Genomic DNA, 18,173 nt, shown 5'->3' with positions numbered 1-18,173 from the left:
AGGATCCTTGTCGTTTGGTGTAAATGGGGAACCTGGTCTATAATACCGGGATAATTTATAGTCCGGAGAAACCGATGTCCGAGAAGACCGCAATGAAGGCGACGCTCAACCTGCCGCAGACCCCCTTCGCCATGAAGGCTTCGCTGGCCCAGAAGGAACCTGCCATGATCCGCAAGTGGGAAGAGGCCGGTCTTTACAAGAAAATTGTCGCCGCCCGCGAGGGCCGTCCGCTTTTTATTCTCCACGACGGTCCGCCTTATGCCAACGGCCATATCCATTTGGGGACGGCCCTGAACAAGATCCTGAAAGATTTCATTGTCCGTTCGCGTTCCATGGAGGGGTTCCTGGCGCCCTATGTGCCCGGTTGGGATTGCCACGGGCTTCCCATAGAAATCCATGTCGACAAGCAGCTCGGTCCGAAGAAGAAAACCATGAGCGTCACGGACATCCGCGGCGAATGCCGCGCCTATGCCCTGAAGTTCATCGACATTCAGAGGGAGGAATTCAAGCGTCTGGGCGTCATGGGGGACTGGGACAATCCCTACCTGACCATGGATCCGTCCTATGAAGCCGGGGTCCTCAGGGCCTTGGCCGCCTTTTTTGAATCGGGTGAAGTCTACCTCGGGAAGCGCCCCGTCCACTGGTGCATGAGTTGCCGCACGGCCTTGGCCGAAGCCGAGATCGAATACCGCGACAAAACGTCGCCGTCGATCTATGTCAAGTTTCCTCTGTCCTCCGACTTGACGGAAAAGGCGCCTGCTCTGGCGGGAAAGCGGGTCTCGGTTCTCATCTGGACGACGACGCCCTGGACGCTGCCGGGCAACCTGGCCATCGCGCTCCATCCCGAAGCGGAATATGCGGCCGTCGAAATCGGTGAGGAAGTCGTCCTCCTGGCCCGGAAACTTCTTCCGGCGGTTGCCGCCGAACTGGGCTGGGGCGAGCCCGAGATCCTGGCGGTGTTGACCGGCCGCGAACTGGAAAATCTGGAAACCCGCCACCCCTTCATCGACCGCACCTCCCGCCTGGTTCTGGCCGAATACGTCACCCTCGAGGATGGAACGGGATGTGTGCACACGGCGCCCGGACATGGTCATGACGACTATCTGACGGGTCTGGCTTACGGATTCGATATCTACACCCCCGTCGACGATGACGGCCGTTTTATCGCCGAAGTTCCCCGATATGCAGGTCTGAGCGTCTTCGAGGCCAATCCTTTGATCACGGCGGATATGGCTCGGGACGGAACCCTTCTGAGGGAAGCTGCCGTCACCCACAGTTATCCCCACTGCTGGCGCTGCAAAAAGCCGGTCATTTTCCGGGCCACGGAACAATGGTTTATTTCCATGGAAAATCAGGGGTTGAGAGACCGCGCTCTGGAACAGATCGGCCGCGTCCGCTGGATTCCTTCCTGGGGGGAAGAGCGCATTTCCGGCATGGTCGCCAACCGTCCCGACTGGTGCATTTCCCGCCAGAGATCCTGGGGCGTTCCGATTCCGGCCTTCCGTTGCCGGGAGTGCGGCACTCCGCTCGTCAGCGCCGATGTCGTCCGCCGGACGGCGGATGTTTTTGCGGCTGAAGGTTCGAACGCCTGGTACACCCGGAACGAAAGCGATTTTCTGCCTCCGGACACGGCCTGCGGCGGATGCGGCGGCCGGGATTTTGCCAGGACCTTCGATATTCTCGACGTCTGGTTCGAATCGGGAGCCAGCCACGCCATCCTTAAGGACCGGCCCCTTCACCGCTGGCCGGCCGATGTCTATATCGAGGGTCATGACCAATATCGCGGCTGGTTCAACAGTTCACTGTTCATCGGCACGGGCGCCGACGGCGCGTCCCCCTTCAAAACCTGCATCACCCACGGGTTCGTTCTCGACGAACAGGGCCGGGCGATGTCCAAATCCCTCGGCAATGTCATCGAGCCGAACGCCATTATCCAGAGAAGCGGGGCGGAGATCCTGAGGCTTTGGGCGGCCATGCTGAATTACCGGGAAGACGCGCGTTTCGGAAAAGAAACGGAGCAGCGGCTTGTCGACGCCTATCGCAAGATTCGCAATACCTGGCGGTTTCTTCTCGGCAACCTGTTCGATTTCGATCCGGACCGCGATGCCGTTCCGGGCGAAAACCTTCAGTTTCTCGACCGCTGGATTCTCCAGAAAGCGGAAGACGTGAAAAAAAAGGTCCTGGCGGCTTACCGGGACTTCGAATTCCATATCGTTTTCCATACCCTTTTCCAGTTCTTCACCGTCGATTTGAGCGCCCTCTATCTCGATGTCGTCAAAGACAGATCTTATTGTTCGGCCGCCGACGACCCCATCCGGCGCTCGGCTCAAACGGCCATGTTCCGGATCCTCAGGGACAGCTTGATTCTCATGGCTCCCATCCTGCCCTTTACGGCCGATGAAGCCTGGGAGGCCGTCCCCGCGTCCGCGGACAAGGCGCCGTCCGTTCATCTCGGCGAGTTTCCGAAAGAACAGCGAACCTGGCTGTCCGAAGAGGAGGGCCGGGATGCCGGCGAACTGTTCGATATCCGTGAGATCGTCCTCAAGGAAATCGAAAAGGCCCGCGAGGCCAAAGACATCGGAAATTCGCTCGAGGCCCGGGCGGTTCTCAAGGTTTCCGGCACCCGGGCCGGGCTGCTCGACAGGCGGGCCGGCCTGCTGAGGGAGATGTTCATCGTTTCGGATGTCGCCGTCGAACCTGGGGAGAACGGGGAATTTTCCGTTCGCATCGAGCGTGCCCCCGGGGCAAAATGTGAACGGTGCTGGAATTACTCCCCGCATGTCGGCCTGCGGGAAGCCGCCCCGACCCTGTGCCCCCGCTGTGCGGATGCCGTCGGAAGTTGTGCCCCATGAAGGATACCTGGCCTTATCTAGCCCTGGCCGCCGTCTGTCTGGCTGCGGACCAGATCACCAAACACATCGTCGATCGAACGGTCGCTCTTTATGATTCGATCACCGTCATCCCGGGATTTTTCAATATTTCGCGTATTCACAACAAGGGCGCGATTTTCGGATTTCTGGGCCGCTCGGACAATCCCCTGGTCTTTCTTCTGCTCAAGGCGGCTTCGATTGCGGCCCTGATTTTCGTCGTCGTCTATTTTCTTAAAACGCCGCCGTCCGAAAAAGGAACACGGATCAGTTTGTCCCTGATTGCGGCCGGGGCGTTGGGAAATCAGATCGACAGATGGTTCCGGGGATATGTCATCGATTTTCTGGACTTTCATATCCGGGGCCGCCACTGGCCGTTTTTCAATGTCGCCGATTCCTGCATCACGGTGGGCGCCCTGCTTCTCGTTTGGATTTATCTCAGGAGGAGACCCGAATGTTCCCCATCCTCGTCCGCATCGGACCGCTGACCGTCCACACCTACGGCCTTCTGCTGGCCGTCGGCGTCGGACTGGGATTGTGGTTTCTCTATGTTCAAGCCCGCAAACAGGGCCTCGACGCTCCCAGAATCATGGATGCCGCTTTTTACACGATCATCGTTTCTCTGATCGGCGCCAAGCTCATTCTGTTCTTCGGCAGCCTGTCGTTTTATCTCGAGAATCCCCGCGAACTCTTCAGTCTGGCCCGGTCCGGCGGCGTTTTTCAGGGAGGCCTCACCTTCGGCGTGGTCTTCGCTCTCTGGTATTTTTACAAAAAGAAAATCCCCACCTGGCGAACGGCGGATATCATCGGACCGGCGCTGGCCCTCGGTCACGGTTTCGGCCGGATCGGATGCTTCAGCGCGGGGTGCTGTTACGGAACCGAATGCGCTCTTCCCTGGGGAACGGTTTTCAACAACGCCTACGGCCATCAATTGACGGGAATTCCCCTCAACATTCCCCTGCACCCGGTGCAACTCTACGAGGCGGCCCTGAATTTTCTGAATTTCGGCATCTTGTTCTGGGCGTTGAAACGAAAAACCTACCACGGCCAGGTCTTCGTTCTCTATATCATCAATTATTCCATCATCCGTTTTGTCACCGAGTTTTTCCGCGGCGACCATCCGGACAAGGCCTACCTCATTCATGGTGCGTCGGCGTTGACGAGCCTGTCTTACTCCCAGGTGTTCTCGATCGTCGGTTTGGCCGGGGGGCTGATCCTGTCTCTTTTCCTGAAAAAAAACAGGGTGGATGCCTGAGAAGGAGTTTCGGGTCGAGGCCGGGCCGGACATCCCGGCCCGGGTCGATGTTTTTCTGGCCGGAAAGCTTCCGGAATTATCCCGATCCCAAATCCACGAGATGGCCGCAGCCGGACGGGTTCGGGTGAATGATCGGCCCGTTCGCCCGGCCCGGCGGGTCCGGTCCGGGGACAGAGTGTCCCTGTTCTGGTGCGATGAACCGGAAAGCGGCCTTTGTCCGCAGGATGTCGATTTCGGGATCAGTCACTCCGACGATTGGATCCTTGTTGTCGAAAAACCTTCCGGTCTGGTCGTCCACCCGGGAGCGGGCGTCAAGGATGGGACTCTGGCCAACGGACTTCTCAACAGGTATCCCGAGCTGGCCGGAGTGGGGGATCCGGACCGGCCGGGCATCGTCCACCGCCTCGATAAGGAGACCTCGGGTCTGCTGGTCGTCGCCCGAACCCGGGAGGCGTATCTGTCTCTTCAGGCCCAGTTTAGAAATCGTCAGGTTCACAAGATTTACCTGGCGCTCGTCATGGGCCGCATGCCGGAGTGCGGCGGTGTCATCGATCGGCCTCTCGGACGGCACTGGAAGGACGGGAAGCGCATGTCCGTGAAAACCCGAAAGCCCCGGTCCGCCGAGACGCGCTTTGTCGTTCTCGAGGAGTTTCAGGAGACAAGCCTTCTCGAGATCGCTCCGGTCACGGGCCGGACCCACCAGATCCGCGTTCATATGTCTTCCATCGGCCATCCTATCGCAGGTGACGTTCATTACGGACGACGCAAAGCACCGGGGCGGCGCCATCGGCTTTTTCTCCATGCCCACAGGCTGTCGTTCGTCCATCCCGGCTCGGGAGAGACCATGACCTTCATCTCGGAACTCCCCGCCGATCTGGAACAAATCCTGAGGGAAGAACGCCATTTGTCTTGAGCCCGGAGCCGTTTTTTATTATGATATACCTCTTTCCTCCTCTCCAAGAACGACGGTCCTGGAGGACGAAAACACATTTTCCGCATCAGGAGGCGCAGAGATGAATGAGACCGTGACGGACAAGATCAGGAACCTGGCCCTTATCGGGCACGGATCGTCGGGGAAAACGTCGCTGGCGGCGGCCTTTCTCTTCGATACCGGCGTCACCAACAGGTTGACCAAGGTCGACAAGGGAAACACGCTCACCGACTTCGAGCCCGAGGAAATCGACCGCAAGATCTCCATCAGCAGTGCTCTTTGCGGGATCGAATGGAACGACCTCAGGATCAATGTCGTGGATACCCCCGGATACAGCAATTTCCTCTGGGACGCCCGGACGGCCCTCCGCGCCGTCGATGCCGCCGCGGTTTTGGTCTGCGGAGTCGCCGGGGTCGAAGTCGGCACGGAAAAGGTCTGGGACATGGTCGCGGAACTCGATCTGCCGCGTATCCTGGTCATCAACAAACTCGATCGGGAGAATGCCGGTTTCGAGAGGACCCTCGAGTCCGTCCAGCAGTTTTTCGGCCGTGAAGCCGTGCCGGTCCAGTTGCCCATCGGGGAAGAAAAAGATTTTCGAGGCGTCGTCGATCTCATTTCAGGGAAAGCGTTCCTTTTCGAGCGTGACGAAAACGGGAAATTCCAGGAACAGGATATTCCCGATGCACTCCGCGAGGCCGCGGAACGCCGGCGCAAGGAGCTCGTCGAAATGGTGGCCGAAAGCGACGAGACGCTCATGGAAACCTATTTTGAAAAAGGGGAGCTTTCCTCCGAGGAGCTTCTTTCGGGGCTTCGGACGGGTGTTCTCCGCCGCCAGCTGTTTCCCGTCTTCGCCGCCTCGGCCACGGCCAATATCGGTATCCAACCGCTTCTCGACGGAATCGTCCGGTTCCTTCCTTCTCCCGTGGAAAGAGGAGATATCCCGGTTCGGATCAAAAATGAGGACAAGAGCCTGGCTCCTTCGGTCGACCAACCCTTCGCGGCGCTTGTCTTCAAGACCATTTCCGACCCCTATACGGGGCGCATCACCCTGATGCGCGTTTTTTCCGGGAAGACAGCAGGTGACGCTCTGATCTCCAATAGCTCGAAGGACGTCGATGAAAAACTAGGCGGGTTCTTTTTTCTCCAGGGCAAGGATCAGACGCCGGTCGCCCAGGCCAAAGCGGGGGACATCATCGCCACGGCCAAACTCAAGGCGACGGCCACCGGTGAAACTCTGGCCGCCAAGGGATCCGGCGTCGTTCTTCCGGCCATCACGTTTCCCGAACCGTCCATCTCTTTCGCCATCGAACCCAAGACTCGGGCGGACGAGGACCGCATCTCCCAGGCCACCCACCGCATCACGGAGGAAGACCCGACGGTGCGGATCGAGCGCGATCCGGATACGGCCCAGCTCCTGATCTCGGGAAACGGCGAACTCCACGTCCGGATCATCACCGACAAACTCAAGAAACGTTACAACGTCGATGTCGATCTCAAGCCGCCCAAAATTTCCTACAAGGAAACCATCAAAGGGCGGGCCGATGTCCAGGGTCGCCACAAGAAACAGACGGGCGGCCGGGGCCAGTTCGGCGACGTCTGGATCAAGATGGAACCGTTGCCGCGGGGCAAGGACTTCGAATTCGAAGACAAGATTTTCGGAGGCGCCATTCCCAAGAATTTCATCCCTTCGGTCGAAAAGGGGGTTCTGGAGGCCCGGAAGAAGGGCGTTCTGGCCGGTTATCCGGCGGTCGATTTCAAGGTCATTCTCTATGATGGATCCTACCACGATGTCGACTCTTCCGACATCGCCTTCAAAATCGCCGCATCCAAGGCTTTCAAGCTGGCCATGAAGGACGCCCGGCCGACCATCCTCGAGCCGATCATGTCGGTTGAGGTTTACACTCCGGAAGCCTACATGGGCGATATCATGGGCAACCTCAACGGCCGTCGCGGCCGGGTGTCGGGAATGGAACAGAAAGGCACCATGCGTATCCTGAAGGCTCAGGTTCCCATGTCCGAAATGCTGGACTTTGAACCCACCCTGACCTCGATTACCGGAGGCCGCGGGTCGTTCCTGATGGAATTCTCCAGTTATGAAGAAGCCCCGGCCCACATTCAGCAGAAAATCATCGCCGACGCCGTCAAGGAAGGCCGCATCCGTCCTGAGGAGGAATAGAATTCCCCTGGGAATCCCGGCCATGCTCCGATAGGGCAACCCGAGGCGTTCGGGGGCCGTGATGGCCTATCCGATGAGCGAAGCCTCCACGACGATCCCAATATCGCAGGAGTTTTCAGGCGATCCACTGAAATTATACAAATAGATCGGTGTTGCTGAACCGCGCCGAAATCATCCGCTTGCAGTGCACCCGGAAATCGTGTATATACCCGCTCTAAGACGAAATTCCTCTCTGGGGAAGGAGACTCTTGAATGGGCAAAGTCAATGTTTTCAAGGATTTTCCTAGAACGTTCTGGGTGGCCAATGTCCTTGAGTTGTTCGAACGCGGGGCCTATTATGGAATGAACTCCGTTCTCGCCGTCTATCTCGCCGACAGTGTTCAGAGCGGCGGATTGGGATTCACCCGTGAGGCGATCGGTCTTCTTCAGAGCGTCGTCTATGCCATGACGTATATCCTTCCCATTCTGGGCGGTGCCCTGGCCGACCGCTACGGTTATCGCCGTGTGCTGATGGTGGCCTTGTCGCTGCTTTCGGCCGGGTATTTTGCGGCCGGCCATATGTCCACCTACGGACTGGTTTTCCTGGCTTTGCTCGTCATGGCCACGGGGGCGGGTCTTTTCAAGCCCATTATCTCCGGCACGGTGGCCCGAACGACGGATGAAAAGACGTCGGCTTTCGGGTTCGGCATCTATTACTGGATGATCAACCTCGGCGCGTTCCTGTCTCCGCTGGTAGTCAGTGTTCTCAAGGGCTTTGCCTGGAAATACGTTTTCATCGCCTCGGCGCTCTACACGGGCGCCATGCTTGTTCCCACGGCCTTTTTCTATCGTGAGCCGCCGCGTCCCAAGAGTACCAAGTCTCTCTCGGAAACCCTCAAGGGAGCGGCCGAAGTCCTCGGCGATGCCCGGTTCATGCTCATGGTCATGGTTTACTCGGTTTTCTGGATCCTCTATTTCCAGACCTTTGGATCGGTTCTCTGGTATCTTCGGGATTTCATTGACCGGGAACCGGTCAGCGCCGCCGGCAACTCACTGCTGATCGCGATCGGTCTGAAATGGACATTCACATTCGATATCGAACATGTCACGGCGATCAACGCCGGAACCATTATCCTTCTCCAGGTCGTTGTCAGCCGCATCGTTGCCGCCCGGAAAGCTCTGCCGACCATGATGGTCGGGATGATGCTCGGCGGCGCCGGCTTCATCCTTCTCGCCCTATCAAAAAGCGCCTGGATCTACATTCTTGGAATCGCGGTCTTTTCCATCGGAGAGATGACCGCCCATCCCAAGTACTATTCGTTTATCGGCCTGGTCGCCCCCCAGGACCGCAAGGCGGTTTACATGGGTTACGCCTTTCTCTATGGCGTGGTGGGATCTCTGTTGGGGTCTTCGATCGGTGCCATGCTTTATGACCGGATGCTGGCGCCTGTTGTCGGGACACCCCAGGCCGCCGGCCGGGCGACTCTTTTTTGGGGACTCTTCGCCATCCTCGACATGTTCGCCATTCTTGCCCTGTATCTTTTTGCAAGACGCTTTACGGAAAACACTCCCGAAACCCGGCTGAAGGCCCGGTCGATCATGGTCTGGGTCTATATGTTTATCGTCGTTCTGGGCGGCGGATATATTTTCCTGGCGGTCTCAGGTCCCGTGGTCAAGTACCGCGTCTTTGTCCAGGCCCTGATTTTTGTGGCTTTGGGAATCGGAGGATTTCTGATCAACCGTCGCCCACGCGAATAGGAGAGCGGATTTACAGGAACCGGGAGACGTTTTCCCAGAGTTCCTTTTCGTAAGCCTTGCGGTCCATCAGCGGGCAGGCATCAAGCGAGGCGACGGGGGACGAGGCGGCAACCAGTCTTTTCATGAACTCGGGAGCCCGGCGGATGCCTTCGCCGATATTCAGGAGGACGACGTCTCCGTTTCGGATGAGTCCGGAGGCCAGGGTCTTGAGAAAGCCGCCGACGGCGACGGCGGCGGCCGGCCCCATGCGGACGGCCGATTCGAAAGCCGTCAGCCGAGTGACGGCAAGGGCGCCCTTTTCGGAAAACGCCAGGATCTCTCCGCCGCTCCGGCGGACAAGCGGGGCGAGCACGGGATAGGTCTTGGGGTAGCCCGTGGCCAGGGTGGGAATGGACGTCCGGGGATTGTGGTAAATCGGATAGTTTCGTTCCCAGCCTTCAGGAAATCCTTGGGCTTTGGCCTTTTTCCAGGCTTCGGCCATGGGCGGACATTTGTCGCTCTGGACGAGAAGGAACCGGGGAAGGGTCAAACTCAGGCCGGCCGCGTCAAACTCTCTGAACGCCTTGGCGACGGCCAGGGGTCCCGTGCCTCCGCTCAGGGCCTGGATGTAGACCGTCGGGAATTCCGGCATCAGGCGCAGCCATTCGTAGGCCATGGTCTTCTTGGCCTCAATTCTCATCGGGTCGAAATTTCCGGCGGCGAGGACCATCCCGTGCTCGGCGGCGAACGATGCGGCGAACTCCTTGGCTTTCTGGTAATCGCCGTCGACGCGGAAAGCCTTTTGCCCGAAACAGGATATCTCGGCTTCCTGGGTGACCGATGAATTTCTGGGAATGAACGCATAGAGGGTCGTGCCGGCCCCGGCCAGGTAGCGAGCATAGGCGACGCCCACATTGCCGGTCGAGGCGACGACATAGTCGGGAATGCCGGATTCCTTGAGAACACTGGCGACGACCGAACCGGCCAGGTCCTTGAATGTTCCGGTGGCATAGTTGTTGTCGTGGCGGTGGGCGTAGACACGACAGCGGATTCCGAAAACCTCCTTGGCCGTTCTTTCAAAAAACCGCCACCGGTCGATGGGCACGACGCCTTCGCCCGCGGAGACGATATTCCGCTTGTCGTTGATCGGAAGCACATCGATGTAGCGCCACAGTCCGGGCATGGCCACCGTGTGATTGTGAAGAATCTTTTGGAGAGTTCTTCCGTTCCGGGGATAGATCACGTCGGCCTGCCCGCCGCCGCATTTCGGGCATTGCTGGCCGTGGCGAAACCAGGCCTGGAAGGAGTCCGTTCGGGCTTGACAGAAAAGGCATTGAAGATGGAATTTCGCGGATTTCATTGGCCTCGTAGTCTATCATTTTTCGGTGAAAAGAAAAAATAAAGATCCGTCGAACTCCTCAGCGTGTTGACAGGCGGAGAAAAGGGTGGATATCATGGCGGCATGCTCATTTGGAGGTGGCCATGAACCGTATCGCCGTTGTTGCTTTCATCATCTTCGTCATCATCCCGGTTTTCTCGGATGCTGTGCCCGCTGGACAGCAAGATCCCGGGAAGCCGGGAGAAGACCCGATTCTGACGCTGGAGTTGGGCGATCCCATGTTTCGAGGACAGTTCGTCTCCGCAGCCCCAGGAGAGATCATCTCGGCGAAGGCCGGGGGAGCCGTGGATTTCGATAGCATGATCCGGGACATGGCGGACAGCCGGTTCGTCCACGTCGGCGAAACGCATAACAGCCTGCCCATGCACGAAGTCCAGCTCCGTGTTCTTCAGGGGCTTTATGCTCAGGATCCTCATATCGCCTTGGGACTGGAAATGTTCCCATCCACGCTTCAGCCAGTTCTCGACCGTTTCAACGCGGGCGAATTCGACCTGGAGGAGTTTGTACGGGCCGTCCGCTGGTACGAGACCTGGAACTTCAATTTCGGTTACTACCGGGATATCTTCGCATTCGCCCTGGAGAAGGGGATTCCCGTCCACGGGATCAACACGCCCCGGGAAATCATCAGCCGGATCCGGATGAAAGGCTGGGCCTCCCTCGAAGATGAAGAAAAAGCCCTTGTTCCGGAACCCGATCTTTCGAACGAAGATCACAGAACTCTCGTCCGGGCGATCTTCGAGTCCCTGGATCTGCCGCCGCAAATGAAGGGCGGGGGACTGGACATGGTGTTCGAGGGCCTCTACCGGTCCCAGGCGGCCTGGGATGAGGTCATGGCCACCGCCGCCGTCCGGGCCGCGGAAAAGGACGGCCGGAGAATGGTCGTTCTGGCCGGGTCGGGCCATCTCCTCTACAATCTCGGCCTCAATCGAAGAGCTTTCGAAAAAACAGGACAACCCTTCTTAACGGTGGTGTGTGTCCCCGTGCCGGATGGACAGCCGTCTGTGCGGGTCGCCCGGGGACTGGCCGATTTCATCTGGGGAATCGCCGCCGAGAAAAGACCGGCGTATCCCGATGTGGGTTTGACCCTTCGGAAAATCGACGGCCTCGACAACTTGGTCGTCGATCCCCAACCGTCCTCGGGAGTCGCCCGGGGCGCGGCTTTTGTGAAGGGCGATGTCATCCTCGACGCCGACGGACTGACTTTCAACGACATCAACGAGTTGCGGATCTACCTGGCCCGTTTCGACTGGGGTGAGGAGGCGCATTTCCGCGTTCTCCGGAATGCCCGGGTGGAAAATGTGACACTGCATTTTGAAATGCCTGTCGAAAAGGAGGAGGAGTGATGTCAAGGAACAAGTTTATTGGGGTTGCTCTTGTATTGCTGATTTCAGGCGGGCTCTCAAATGCCGCACCGTCGCCGCAAACCCTCCCGACGCCGGCCGAAGAGGCGCGCTATACGCGCTACAGCCAGAGCGAGGATGTCGCCAGTTTCCTGAGCCTTCTGGCCGACGCGTCTCCCGCTCTCAAAGTCGTCTATGCCGGCCGGACGCGGGATGTTCGCGGATATGAGGGTGAGGATATCCCGCTCTGCATTTTGACGGAAAACGGCGCGGCAACACCGGAAAAAATCGACAGGACCCGCTTGACCGTCCTTCTCATCGCCGCGCAGCACGGCAACGAGCAGTCCGCCAAGGAAGCCGTTCTCAGGTTCATCCGGGATGTCGCGACGGGTGAACTCCGGCCGTTTCTTGCGAAAGTCAATCTTCTCGTTCTTCCTCAGGTCAACCCTCACGGCAACCGCCTCGACAGGCGCGTGAACGAGGACGGGCTGGACATGAACCGCGACCACATCAAGCTCGAATCGCTGGGCGTCAGGACCATCCACCGCGTTTTCCGGACCTGGATGCCGGAAGTGACGATGGACATCCATGAAAAAGGCGACGACTATTATCGTGTCTCGATCGGCTGCGTCTCGAACATCAACATCCATCCGGAGATCGAAACTTTTTCGCGGCGTGTCATCCTGGCCGAGGTCGAGGCCGTCTTGAAGCGGAAAAACATCCCCTTCCATGAATATCTCGTGACCTCGGAGATCGGGCGGGATACATCTGCGGGCGCCGTCTACGGCCGGGAAGAGGCCCGACCCCGGGAGATGATGAAACGGTTTTCGACGGCCGACATCAACGACGGAAGGAACAGCCTGGGGATCTATGAAACGCTGTCCTTCATCCAGGAGGGCGCATCGCGCCACGACCTCGAAACGCTCGAGGCCCGGACGGATTGGCAGTACTACGGGATCCGGTCATTCGTCGATGCGACGGCCGCTCATGGCCCGAAAATCCTGAAAATGATCCGGGAGGCCCGAACGAATCTTGTGGATAAAGCCCGGACATTCGATAAGGACGATCTCGTCCATCTGCAAATCGCCTATGCCCGCGATCCGGCTCAGCCTGAACTCGTCATCCAGGCTTTCGAAAGAGCGGAATCGCCTGTTCGCGGCATCCTCAAAACAGACAAGAAGGCGGGGGAGGCCCTGACAGCCGCCGACGTCGCCCCCTATCCCTTGCCGCCGGACCTCAAAATCACGACCGAAGTCGTCAAGAACTGGTTTCCCCGTGTCGAGTCGCAGCTTTCCGTCCCTCGGCCGCTCGGCTATATCATTCCCTCCGAACGGTCCGATATCGCCGAAGCCCTTCTCGCCCGCCGGATCGAAATCGGCATGTTCACAAAGGACGCCGAAGTCGATGTCGAATATTACAGGGCTGTGGCCGTGATCCCGTCTGAGGCCGATTACCTGGCTCCGGAGAAGATCGAGGTCGAAAAAAAGGCTCGGCAGACGCTTGTCCGCCGGGGCGACTTCTATGTCTCTTGCGCCCAGGACGGGGCCAACCTCATCCCCCTGCTTCTCGAGCCGCAGTCGGAGTTCGGACTCATCCGCTATTGGAAATACAGGCTGGTCCCCAAGCCCGGTGATGTTTTCACCATTTTCCGCGTCGTCGAGCCCCGGAGTCTAGCTCTGGCGCCTTATAAAAAATGGTATTGAAGACCGCCAGCGACGCCGGGAGGTCCTGAATCAGGGAGTGAATTTAACCTCGACTCCAACCGTGAAAAACTTGTAGTCCCGGTAGTCGAATTCCGTCTCTTCCAGGGGGATGGTGATCTCCCTGCCGTCGATAAGGAATTCCCGGATGAACTGGCGGCTCGGAAAGCGGATGCCGTTCTGCTCCACGCCGTAGGTCACCGTCCATGTCACGCGATAGCTGTATCCCGGCGGAGCGGTGTCTCTGTAGCCCTGGATCGAACTCGGCTCCCATTCGATCTGGAGAATGGTCCCATCCCGGGCATCCACCCAGATGCGGCCCGTGTTGTCGTTGTCGCCTCCGCGGATCCGGGGTTCGCAATGGATGATGAGGGCCTCATGATCGTCCAGAATTTCCCGGCCCACGATTTTGTATCGGAACCGATCCTGCCAGGATTTGGCCAGAAAGCCGACCGGGCCCATGACGAGATAGCGGCTGGTGAAACGGATATCCTTGGGTGACGGCAGGTCCTGGTTTTTTTTGCGGCCGTTCTCTTGGAGCAAAGTCCACTGCTCGGCCAGCTCCCCATCCTTGTTGATGAGCTGATAGTCGTAGAGGTGACGATTTCGGGCCCGGCCGCGCGGATCGAACTTGATCTGCGACGTACCGGCGGGAAGCTTGTCCGGCACCTCTCCTCCGGTTCCCACATCCCCCCCGGATCCCGCCGGTCTGCCCCACGCGGTGGGTTGAACCTGCCGAGTTTTGTATTTATATTGAACGGCATTCAAATGCACCTGACAGACATAGAAAAGGGCGATTTTCTTGACCCTTTCACAATAGGCCGCACTCTTTTCAAGAATAGCCTCCAGGGTGATGTCCTCGGTCATCCCTGATGCCGCTTTTAGGGGACGCGGAATGCCGAAGGTTCCGGGTGAGGTTTCCCCGCGGGCCGGGGGGCCAGAAGCCAAAAAACCGAAGACCAGGCACGGCAAAATGACGGCGATTCTCATCTCAACCTCTTTGAATAAGATTCAACACATGAAACAACCTTGCAAGAAGTGTGCCCATTCGATATGGAGAAATCAAGAAGCCCCTCGAAATCTCCGTCCATAGGAAGAGACACGTGTCCTAAATTGAGGACGCAAGTTTCAATTTGTGGTATTCCGGATCATTGTTGATCGTATGAACGAATTGGCATAAAGGTTGCATTAGAAACAAAATATGAGATGATTTTTCGGGAGGTTGATATGAGAGTTGAAAGACCGGCCCGGTTGCGGCGAAGATCTCGATCCGCGGGCGCTGCGGCCGCGTTTGTGGTCCTGTGGATGATCCTGACTCTCCCGGCCGGCGGGGGGGGCGGTTTTCCGCAGGACAAGGGGCTTCAACATCAGGTCGATGTGAGTTTCAAGCTCATCCACGTTTACGTCACACATCGAAATGGGGAACCCGTGGACGACTTGACGATCGAGGATTTCGAACTCCGGGACAACGGCCGGCTCCAGAAGATCGTTCATTTCGAAAAGCATTTTCGAGAAATCCAAAGGCCTTCCGCCGGTGTTCCGGCCGTTCTGCCGACGAATAGGAAGTTTTTCCTGGTGTTCGATTTTGCGTTCATGGATCCGAGGGGCGTTTTCAAAGCCAGGGACGCCGCTCTCAAGTTTCTCGACACCGAAATGCGCCCGACCGACGAGATCGGCATGGTCACCTATACGGCGACGCGCGGCCTCGTTCTTCGTGAATATCTGACCACGGATCATGACCATATCCGCCGTCTGGTCGAATCCATCGGTCTGAGCTATCACACCGGCCGGGCCGAAAGTCTGACGGATTTCATTTACTACACCGATATCGACGACATGGAGAGGGAGAAGAAGCCGAGCGACGGGTCTTCAGGCGCTCCTCCGAAGATGCCCGATACAGAATTTTATCTAAAACAGGCCATCCGTCAGACCAGCCAAACTCTTCAGGACGGCCGCCGGGAAAGTTACGTCAACAGGGCCCGGGAATTCATCCTGTCCCTGCGCGAGCTGGCCAGGGTCTTCCGCCTGATTCCCGGATTCAAAAATATAATTCTTTTTTCCGGAGGTTTTCACAGTCAGCTCATCTTCGGCAAACGGGGCGGCGCCGTGGTTGGACATTGGAAGACGCCCGAGCAGTTTGCCGCCGAGTTGAGCGCCTATGACGCAGCTCAGGCGGACACCGGACTTCAAACCGATTATTCGGAGATGCTCCAGGATTTCGCGGCCGCCAACGCTCCGGTTTTCGCAGTCGACGCCACCCGGGCGATCCGGAACTCGGACATCTCCTCGCCGGAAGGGTTCGATCCGACGGCACGGGAGTTCGAAGGCGCGGATTCCCTGAAACAGTTTGCCTCGGCGACGGGAGGCAAATTCTTTGCGAACACCGTCGAGAACCAGAGGATCGCCTCGGACATCCAAACATTGACCGGCGCCTACTATGTGCTGGGCTATGATGTGGACAACGCATGGGACGGCAAATATCACAAAATTCGGGTCAACGTGAAGAGGAAAGGCCTCCGCGTGGTGTCGCAGGGAGGGTATTTCGCATCCAGGCCTTTCCTAGATTATTCGGCTTTCGAAAAACTTCTTCATGTCGTTGATCTGGCCCTGAGCGATATCCCTCAGGTCCAGGTCCCCTTCGAGATCCCGGTCGCCGGGATTCCGGTTCTCAGCGAGGGGCGGCTGCAACTCCTGGTTTTCGGCCGGCTCGATCGCGACGCCGCCGAGGAAGTCCTGGGCGGCAACTCCGAAGCCTATCTTCTCATTTTCAATGAGGACGGCGGCTTTTCCAATATTGAGAAGTTCAAGCTGGCCGTTCCCGGGCCCGGCGCGAAAACCCTGTATCCGTCTTTTCTGATGACGGTCAAGCCCGCCTCCGCCGGCTGCCGCCTGGTCATCAGGAACCAGGAAACCGGGCGGGGAGCCAGGGGTGTTGTTCCCCTGATTGTCCCCGACTCAGGCTCCTCCGGATTTGTTATGGATGCGCCCTTCCTCCTCATTCCGTCCGCCGATTCCCTGGAAATGGCGGCAACCCCCGGGTCATCGCCGTCCGAAATTTTCGGGTACGACCGGAACCTTTATGCTCCATTGCTGGGAGATATTCCGGAAGATGTGGATACGCTTTATGCGGTCGTTCGCCTGTCGGGGCTTTCGTCGGCGGCCAACCTCGAGATCGACGTTTCGCGCGGCGACCCGGTGTCCTATGAGTGGACGGATCTCCCTGTTTCCGTCGTCAAAAAGAAACAGGACGAGCGCGGAGTGGATCTCCTTGTCGAGATCGCACTGGAAGGGAGTCCGCACTCAGGACGATATATCCTGGAATTCCTGGCCTTGGACAAACACACGGGAGACACGGCTTCCGTCTCGGTCGATATTGTCAGAAAATAATCCCGTTCGGCACCTATCGCTTTTTGTCGGGATAGGGCGGGTGTTTGGGGACTTCGACGGGGTCCTTGGCGATAAGTTCTCGGAGATGTTGGATTGCGGCTTCGAGCTGGGCGTCGCGGCCCTTGAACGTGTCGTGGGGCGGATTGTCGACGATAATATCGGGGTCGACGCCGTGGCCCTCGATGAGCCATTCGCCCTCCGGGCCGTAGACGCCGGTCTCGGCCGCAGAAGCCAGCCCCCGGTCGACGAGCACATTGGATGAGCTCAGCCAGATCTCGCCGCCCCAGGTCCGCGTTCCGATAATCTCCCCCAGCCCCAGGCGGCGGAATCCCTCGGCGAAGGCCTCGCCGTCCGAGGCCGTGTATTCGTTGCACAGGACGACCATGTGCCCCCGGAAGGCGTACTGCATGTTCCAGGTGGGGTTTCCGACCCGCGGCTGCCAGTAGAACCAAGCCCGCCGCAGGAGCTTGCCGAGAATCCAGGAGTCGATATTGCCGCCGCGATTGTGGCGGACATCGATGATCAGCCCCTTGCGGTTGAAAACGGGGTAGAAATTCTTGACCCATTCCGTGTAGTTTCCGCCGCCCATGGCTCTGAGGTGGACATATCCGATATCCCCGCCTCCCGCCTTTTCGACTTCGAGGCGCCGCGTATATTCCCAATCGGCGTAACGAAGGTCGGATTCGGCGCCCGGCGTGATGGGCCGGACGACGGCCTTGAAATCCGGTCCGCCCGCGGCCGGGCGGATTTCGAGAAGTACCTGGGTCTCCGCCGTGTTGCGGAGGAGGACGGCCGGATCGGAGACATCGAGTGTGGGCGTACCGTTGACGGACGTGATGATGTCGCCCTCACGGATTCCCAACAAGGGGGCGGCCAGGGGAGAGCTTCGTTCGGGATACTCGGGATCGGACCGGTAGATCCGCTCGATCCGGAAACCGCCGCGGGCGTCGTCCCGGACGAGGCGGGCGCCCAGGGAACCGGGCGAGATATTGTCCGCGCCCCGGCGCAGGTCACCGCCCCGGACAAAGGTGTGAAGGGCGGACAACTCGCCGACGAGGTGGGCGATGAGATCGTTCAGTTCCGAACGGTCGCTGACACGGTCGAGAAACGGACTGTAACGGGCCCTGAGCCTGTCGTAGTCGACGCTGTGGAGATTGCGGTCATAGAAATAATCGCGCTCCATCCGCCAGGCGTCGACGAACATCTGACGCCATTCCGCGCGCGGATCGACGGAAAACGTCCACTTGGAGAGGTCGATTTTCCGCTCGGTCAGCATCGCCGGAGCGGGCGGGGCCGTTGCGGCATCGATGACGAAGAGATCCCGGTCCTTGCGGACCAGAATCTTGCTTCCGTCGAGGGACAGCTCGAAATCCCTGACATCCTCCATGACGGTTCGGGCCTC

12 protein-coding genes are annotated in these 18,173 nt (G+C 58.6%); 9 read left to right on the top strand and 3 right to left on the bottom strand.

All coding sequences use genetic code 11. The features are described from left to right. The first annotated feature begins 74 nt into the window (after positions 1-74). From ileS to SCM96_00505, 6 genes are all read left to right on the top strand, one after another. Positions 75-2,852, top strand: coding sequence for an isoleucine--tRNA ligase (ileS, locus tag SCM96_00530; GenBank protein ID MDW7759108.1), 2,778 nt, complete (start codon positions 75-77; stop codon positions 2,850-2,852). After that, positions 2,849-3,355, top strand: a complete 507-nt coding sequence (lspA, locus tag SCM96_00525) for a signal peptidase II (GenBank protein ID MDW7759107.1) — start codon at positions 2,849-2,851, stop codon at positions 3,353-3,355. The genes ileS and lspA overlap by 4 nt, the downstream gene beginning before the upstream one ends. Continuing rightward, positions 3,322-4,122, top strand: coding sequence for a prolipoprotein diacylglyceryl transferase (gene lgt, locus SCM96_00520; protein MDW7759106.1), 801 nt, complete (start codon positions 3,322-3,324; stop codon positions 4,120-4,122). The genes lspA and lgt overlap by 34 nt, the downstream gene beginning before the upstream one ends. Beyond that, positions 4,115-5,035 (top strand): RluA family pseudouridine synthase, encoded by a 921-nt coding sequence (locus tag SCM96_00515; protein ID MDW7759105.1) that lies wholly within the window; start codon positions 4,115-4,117, stop codon positions 5,033-5,035. The genes lgt and SCM96_00515 overlap by 8 nt, the downstream gene beginning before the upstream one ends. Positions 5,036-5,135: 100 nt before the next feature. Next, positions 5,136-7,229, top strand: a complete 2,094-nt coding sequence (gene fusA, locus SCM96_00510; protein MDW7759104.1) for an elongation factor G — start codon at positions 5,136-5,138, stop codon at positions 7,227-7,229. Positions 7,230-7,481: 252 nt separating this feature from the next. After that, a complete protein-coding gene (locus SCM96_00505) occupies positions 7,482-8,966 on the top strand; it encodes an MFS transporter (protein ID MDW7759103.1) in 1,485 nt (494 codons plus the stop codon). Positions 8,967-8,976: 10 nt separating this feature from the next. Here SCM96_00505 and SCM96_00500 read toward each other — a convergent pair whose 3' ends face one another. After that, positions 8,977-10,305: a pyridoxal-phosphate dependent enzyme gene (locus SCM96_00500; protein ID MDW7759102.1), complete on the bottom strand. Its 1,329-nt coding sequence runs from the start codon at positions 10,303-10,305 to the stop codon at positions 8,977-8,979. A 122-nt stretch (positions 10,306-10,427) separates the two neighbouring features. Between SCM96_00500 and SCM96_00495 the strand changes: the two genes are divergently transcribed. Both SCM96_00495 and SCM96_00490 read left to right on the top strand, forming a co-directional pair. Then, positions 10,428-11,687 carry a ChaN family lipoprotein gene (locus SCM96_00495; GenBank protein ID MDW7759101.1) on the top strand — a complete coding sequence of 420 codons (1,260 nt, stop codon included), beginning with the start codon at positions 10,428-10,430 and terminating at the stop codon, positions 11,685-11,687. Continuing rightward, a complete protein-coding gene (locus tag SCM96_00490) occupies positions 11,687-13,387 on the top strand; it encodes a M14 family zinc carboxypeptidase (GenBank protein ID MDW7759100.1) in 1,701 nt (566 codons plus the stop codon). Before SCM96_00495 ends, SCM96_00490 begins: the two co-directional genes overlap by 1 nt. 30 nt (positions 13,388-13,417) lie before the next feature. Here the strand turns inward: SCM96_00490 and SCM96_00485 are convergent, their stop codons facing one another. Beyond that, complete coding sequence (locus tag SCM96_00485; protein MDW7759099.1) at positions 13,418-14,374, bottom strand: hypothetical protein; 957 nt, start codon at positions 14,372-14,374, stop codon at positions 13,418-13,420. Positions 14,375-14,611: 237 nt separating this feature from the next. Between SCM96_00485 and SCM96_00480 the strand changes: the two genes are divergently transcribed. Continuing rightward, positions 14,612-16,771, top strand: coding sequence for a VWA domain-containing protein (locus SCM96_00480; GenBank protein MDW7759098.1), 2,160 nt, complete (start codon positions 14,612-14,614; stop codon positions 16,769-16,771). Positions 16,772-16,784: 13 nt separating this feature from the next. Here the strand turns inward: SCM96_00480 and SCM96_00475 are convergent, their stop codons facing one another. Beyond that, positions 16,785-18,158: a S41 family peptidase gene (locus tag SCM96_00475; protein MDW7759097.1), complete on the bottom strand. Its 1,374-nt coding sequence runs from the start codon at positions 18,156-18,158 to the stop codon at positions 16,785-16,787. Positions 18,159-18,173: the final 15 nt, after the last annotated feature.

The organism is Acidobacteriota bacterium (genome assembly GCA_033549365.1).
Taxonomy (GTDB): domain Bacteria; phylum Acidobacteriota; class Aminicenantia; order Aminicenantales; family Saccharicenantaceae; genus JAWSUF01.
Note: the sequence above shows the minus strand (reverse complement) of the source record. Positions and strands in the feature narration are given on the sequence as shown.

Excerpts from the sequence above, each read along its gene's own strand:
- ileS (MDW7759108.1), top strand. The coding sequence starts at position 75 with ATGTCCGAGAAGACCGCAATGAAGGCGACGCTCAACCTGCCGCAGACC.
- lspA (MDW7759107.1), top strand. The coding sequence starts at position 2,849 with ATGAAGGATACCTGGCCTTATCTAGCCCTGGCCGCCGTCTGTCTGGCT.
- lgt (MDW7759106.1), top strand. The coding sequence starts at position 3,322 with ATGTTCCCCATCCTCGTCCGCATCGGACCGCTGACCGTCCACACCTAC.
- SCM96_00515 (MDW7759105.1), top strand. The coding sequence starts at position 4,115 with ATGCCTGAGAAGGAGTTTCGGGTCGAGGCCGGGCCGGACATCCCGGCC.
- fusA (MDW7759104.1), top strand. The coding sequence starts at position 5,136 with ATGAATGAGACCGTGACGGACAAGATCAGGAACCTGGCCCTTATCGGG.
- SCM96_00505 (MDW7759103.1), top strand. The coding sequence starts at position 7,482 with ATGGGCAAAGTCAATGTTTTCAAGGATTTTCCTAGAACGTTCTGGGTG.
- SCM96_00500 (MDW7759102.1), bottom strand. The coding sequence starts at position 10,305 with ATGAAATCCGCGAAATTCCATCTTCAATGCCTTTTCTGTCAAGCCCGA.
- SCM96_00495 (MDW7759101.1), top strand. The coding sequence starts at position 10,428 with ATGAACCGTATCGCCGTTGTTGCTTTCATCATCTTCGTCATCATCCCG.
- SCM96_00490 (MDW7759100.1), top strand. The coding sequence starts at position 11,687 with ATGTCAAGGAACAAGTTTATTGGGGTTGCTCTTGTATTGCTGATTTCA.
- SCM96_00485 (MDW7759099.1), bottom strand. The coding sequence starts at position 14,374 with ATGAGAATCGCCGTCATTTTGCCGTGCCTGGTCTTCGGTTTTTTGGCT.
- SCM96_00480 (MDW7759098.1), top strand. The coding sequence starts at position 14,612 with ATGAGAGTTGAAAGACCGGCCCGGTTGCGGCGAAGATCTCGATCCGCG.
- SCM96_00475 (MDW7759097.1), bottom strand. The coding sequence starts at position 18,158 with ATGGAGGATGTCAGGGATTTCGAGCTGTCCCTCGACGGAAGCAAGATT.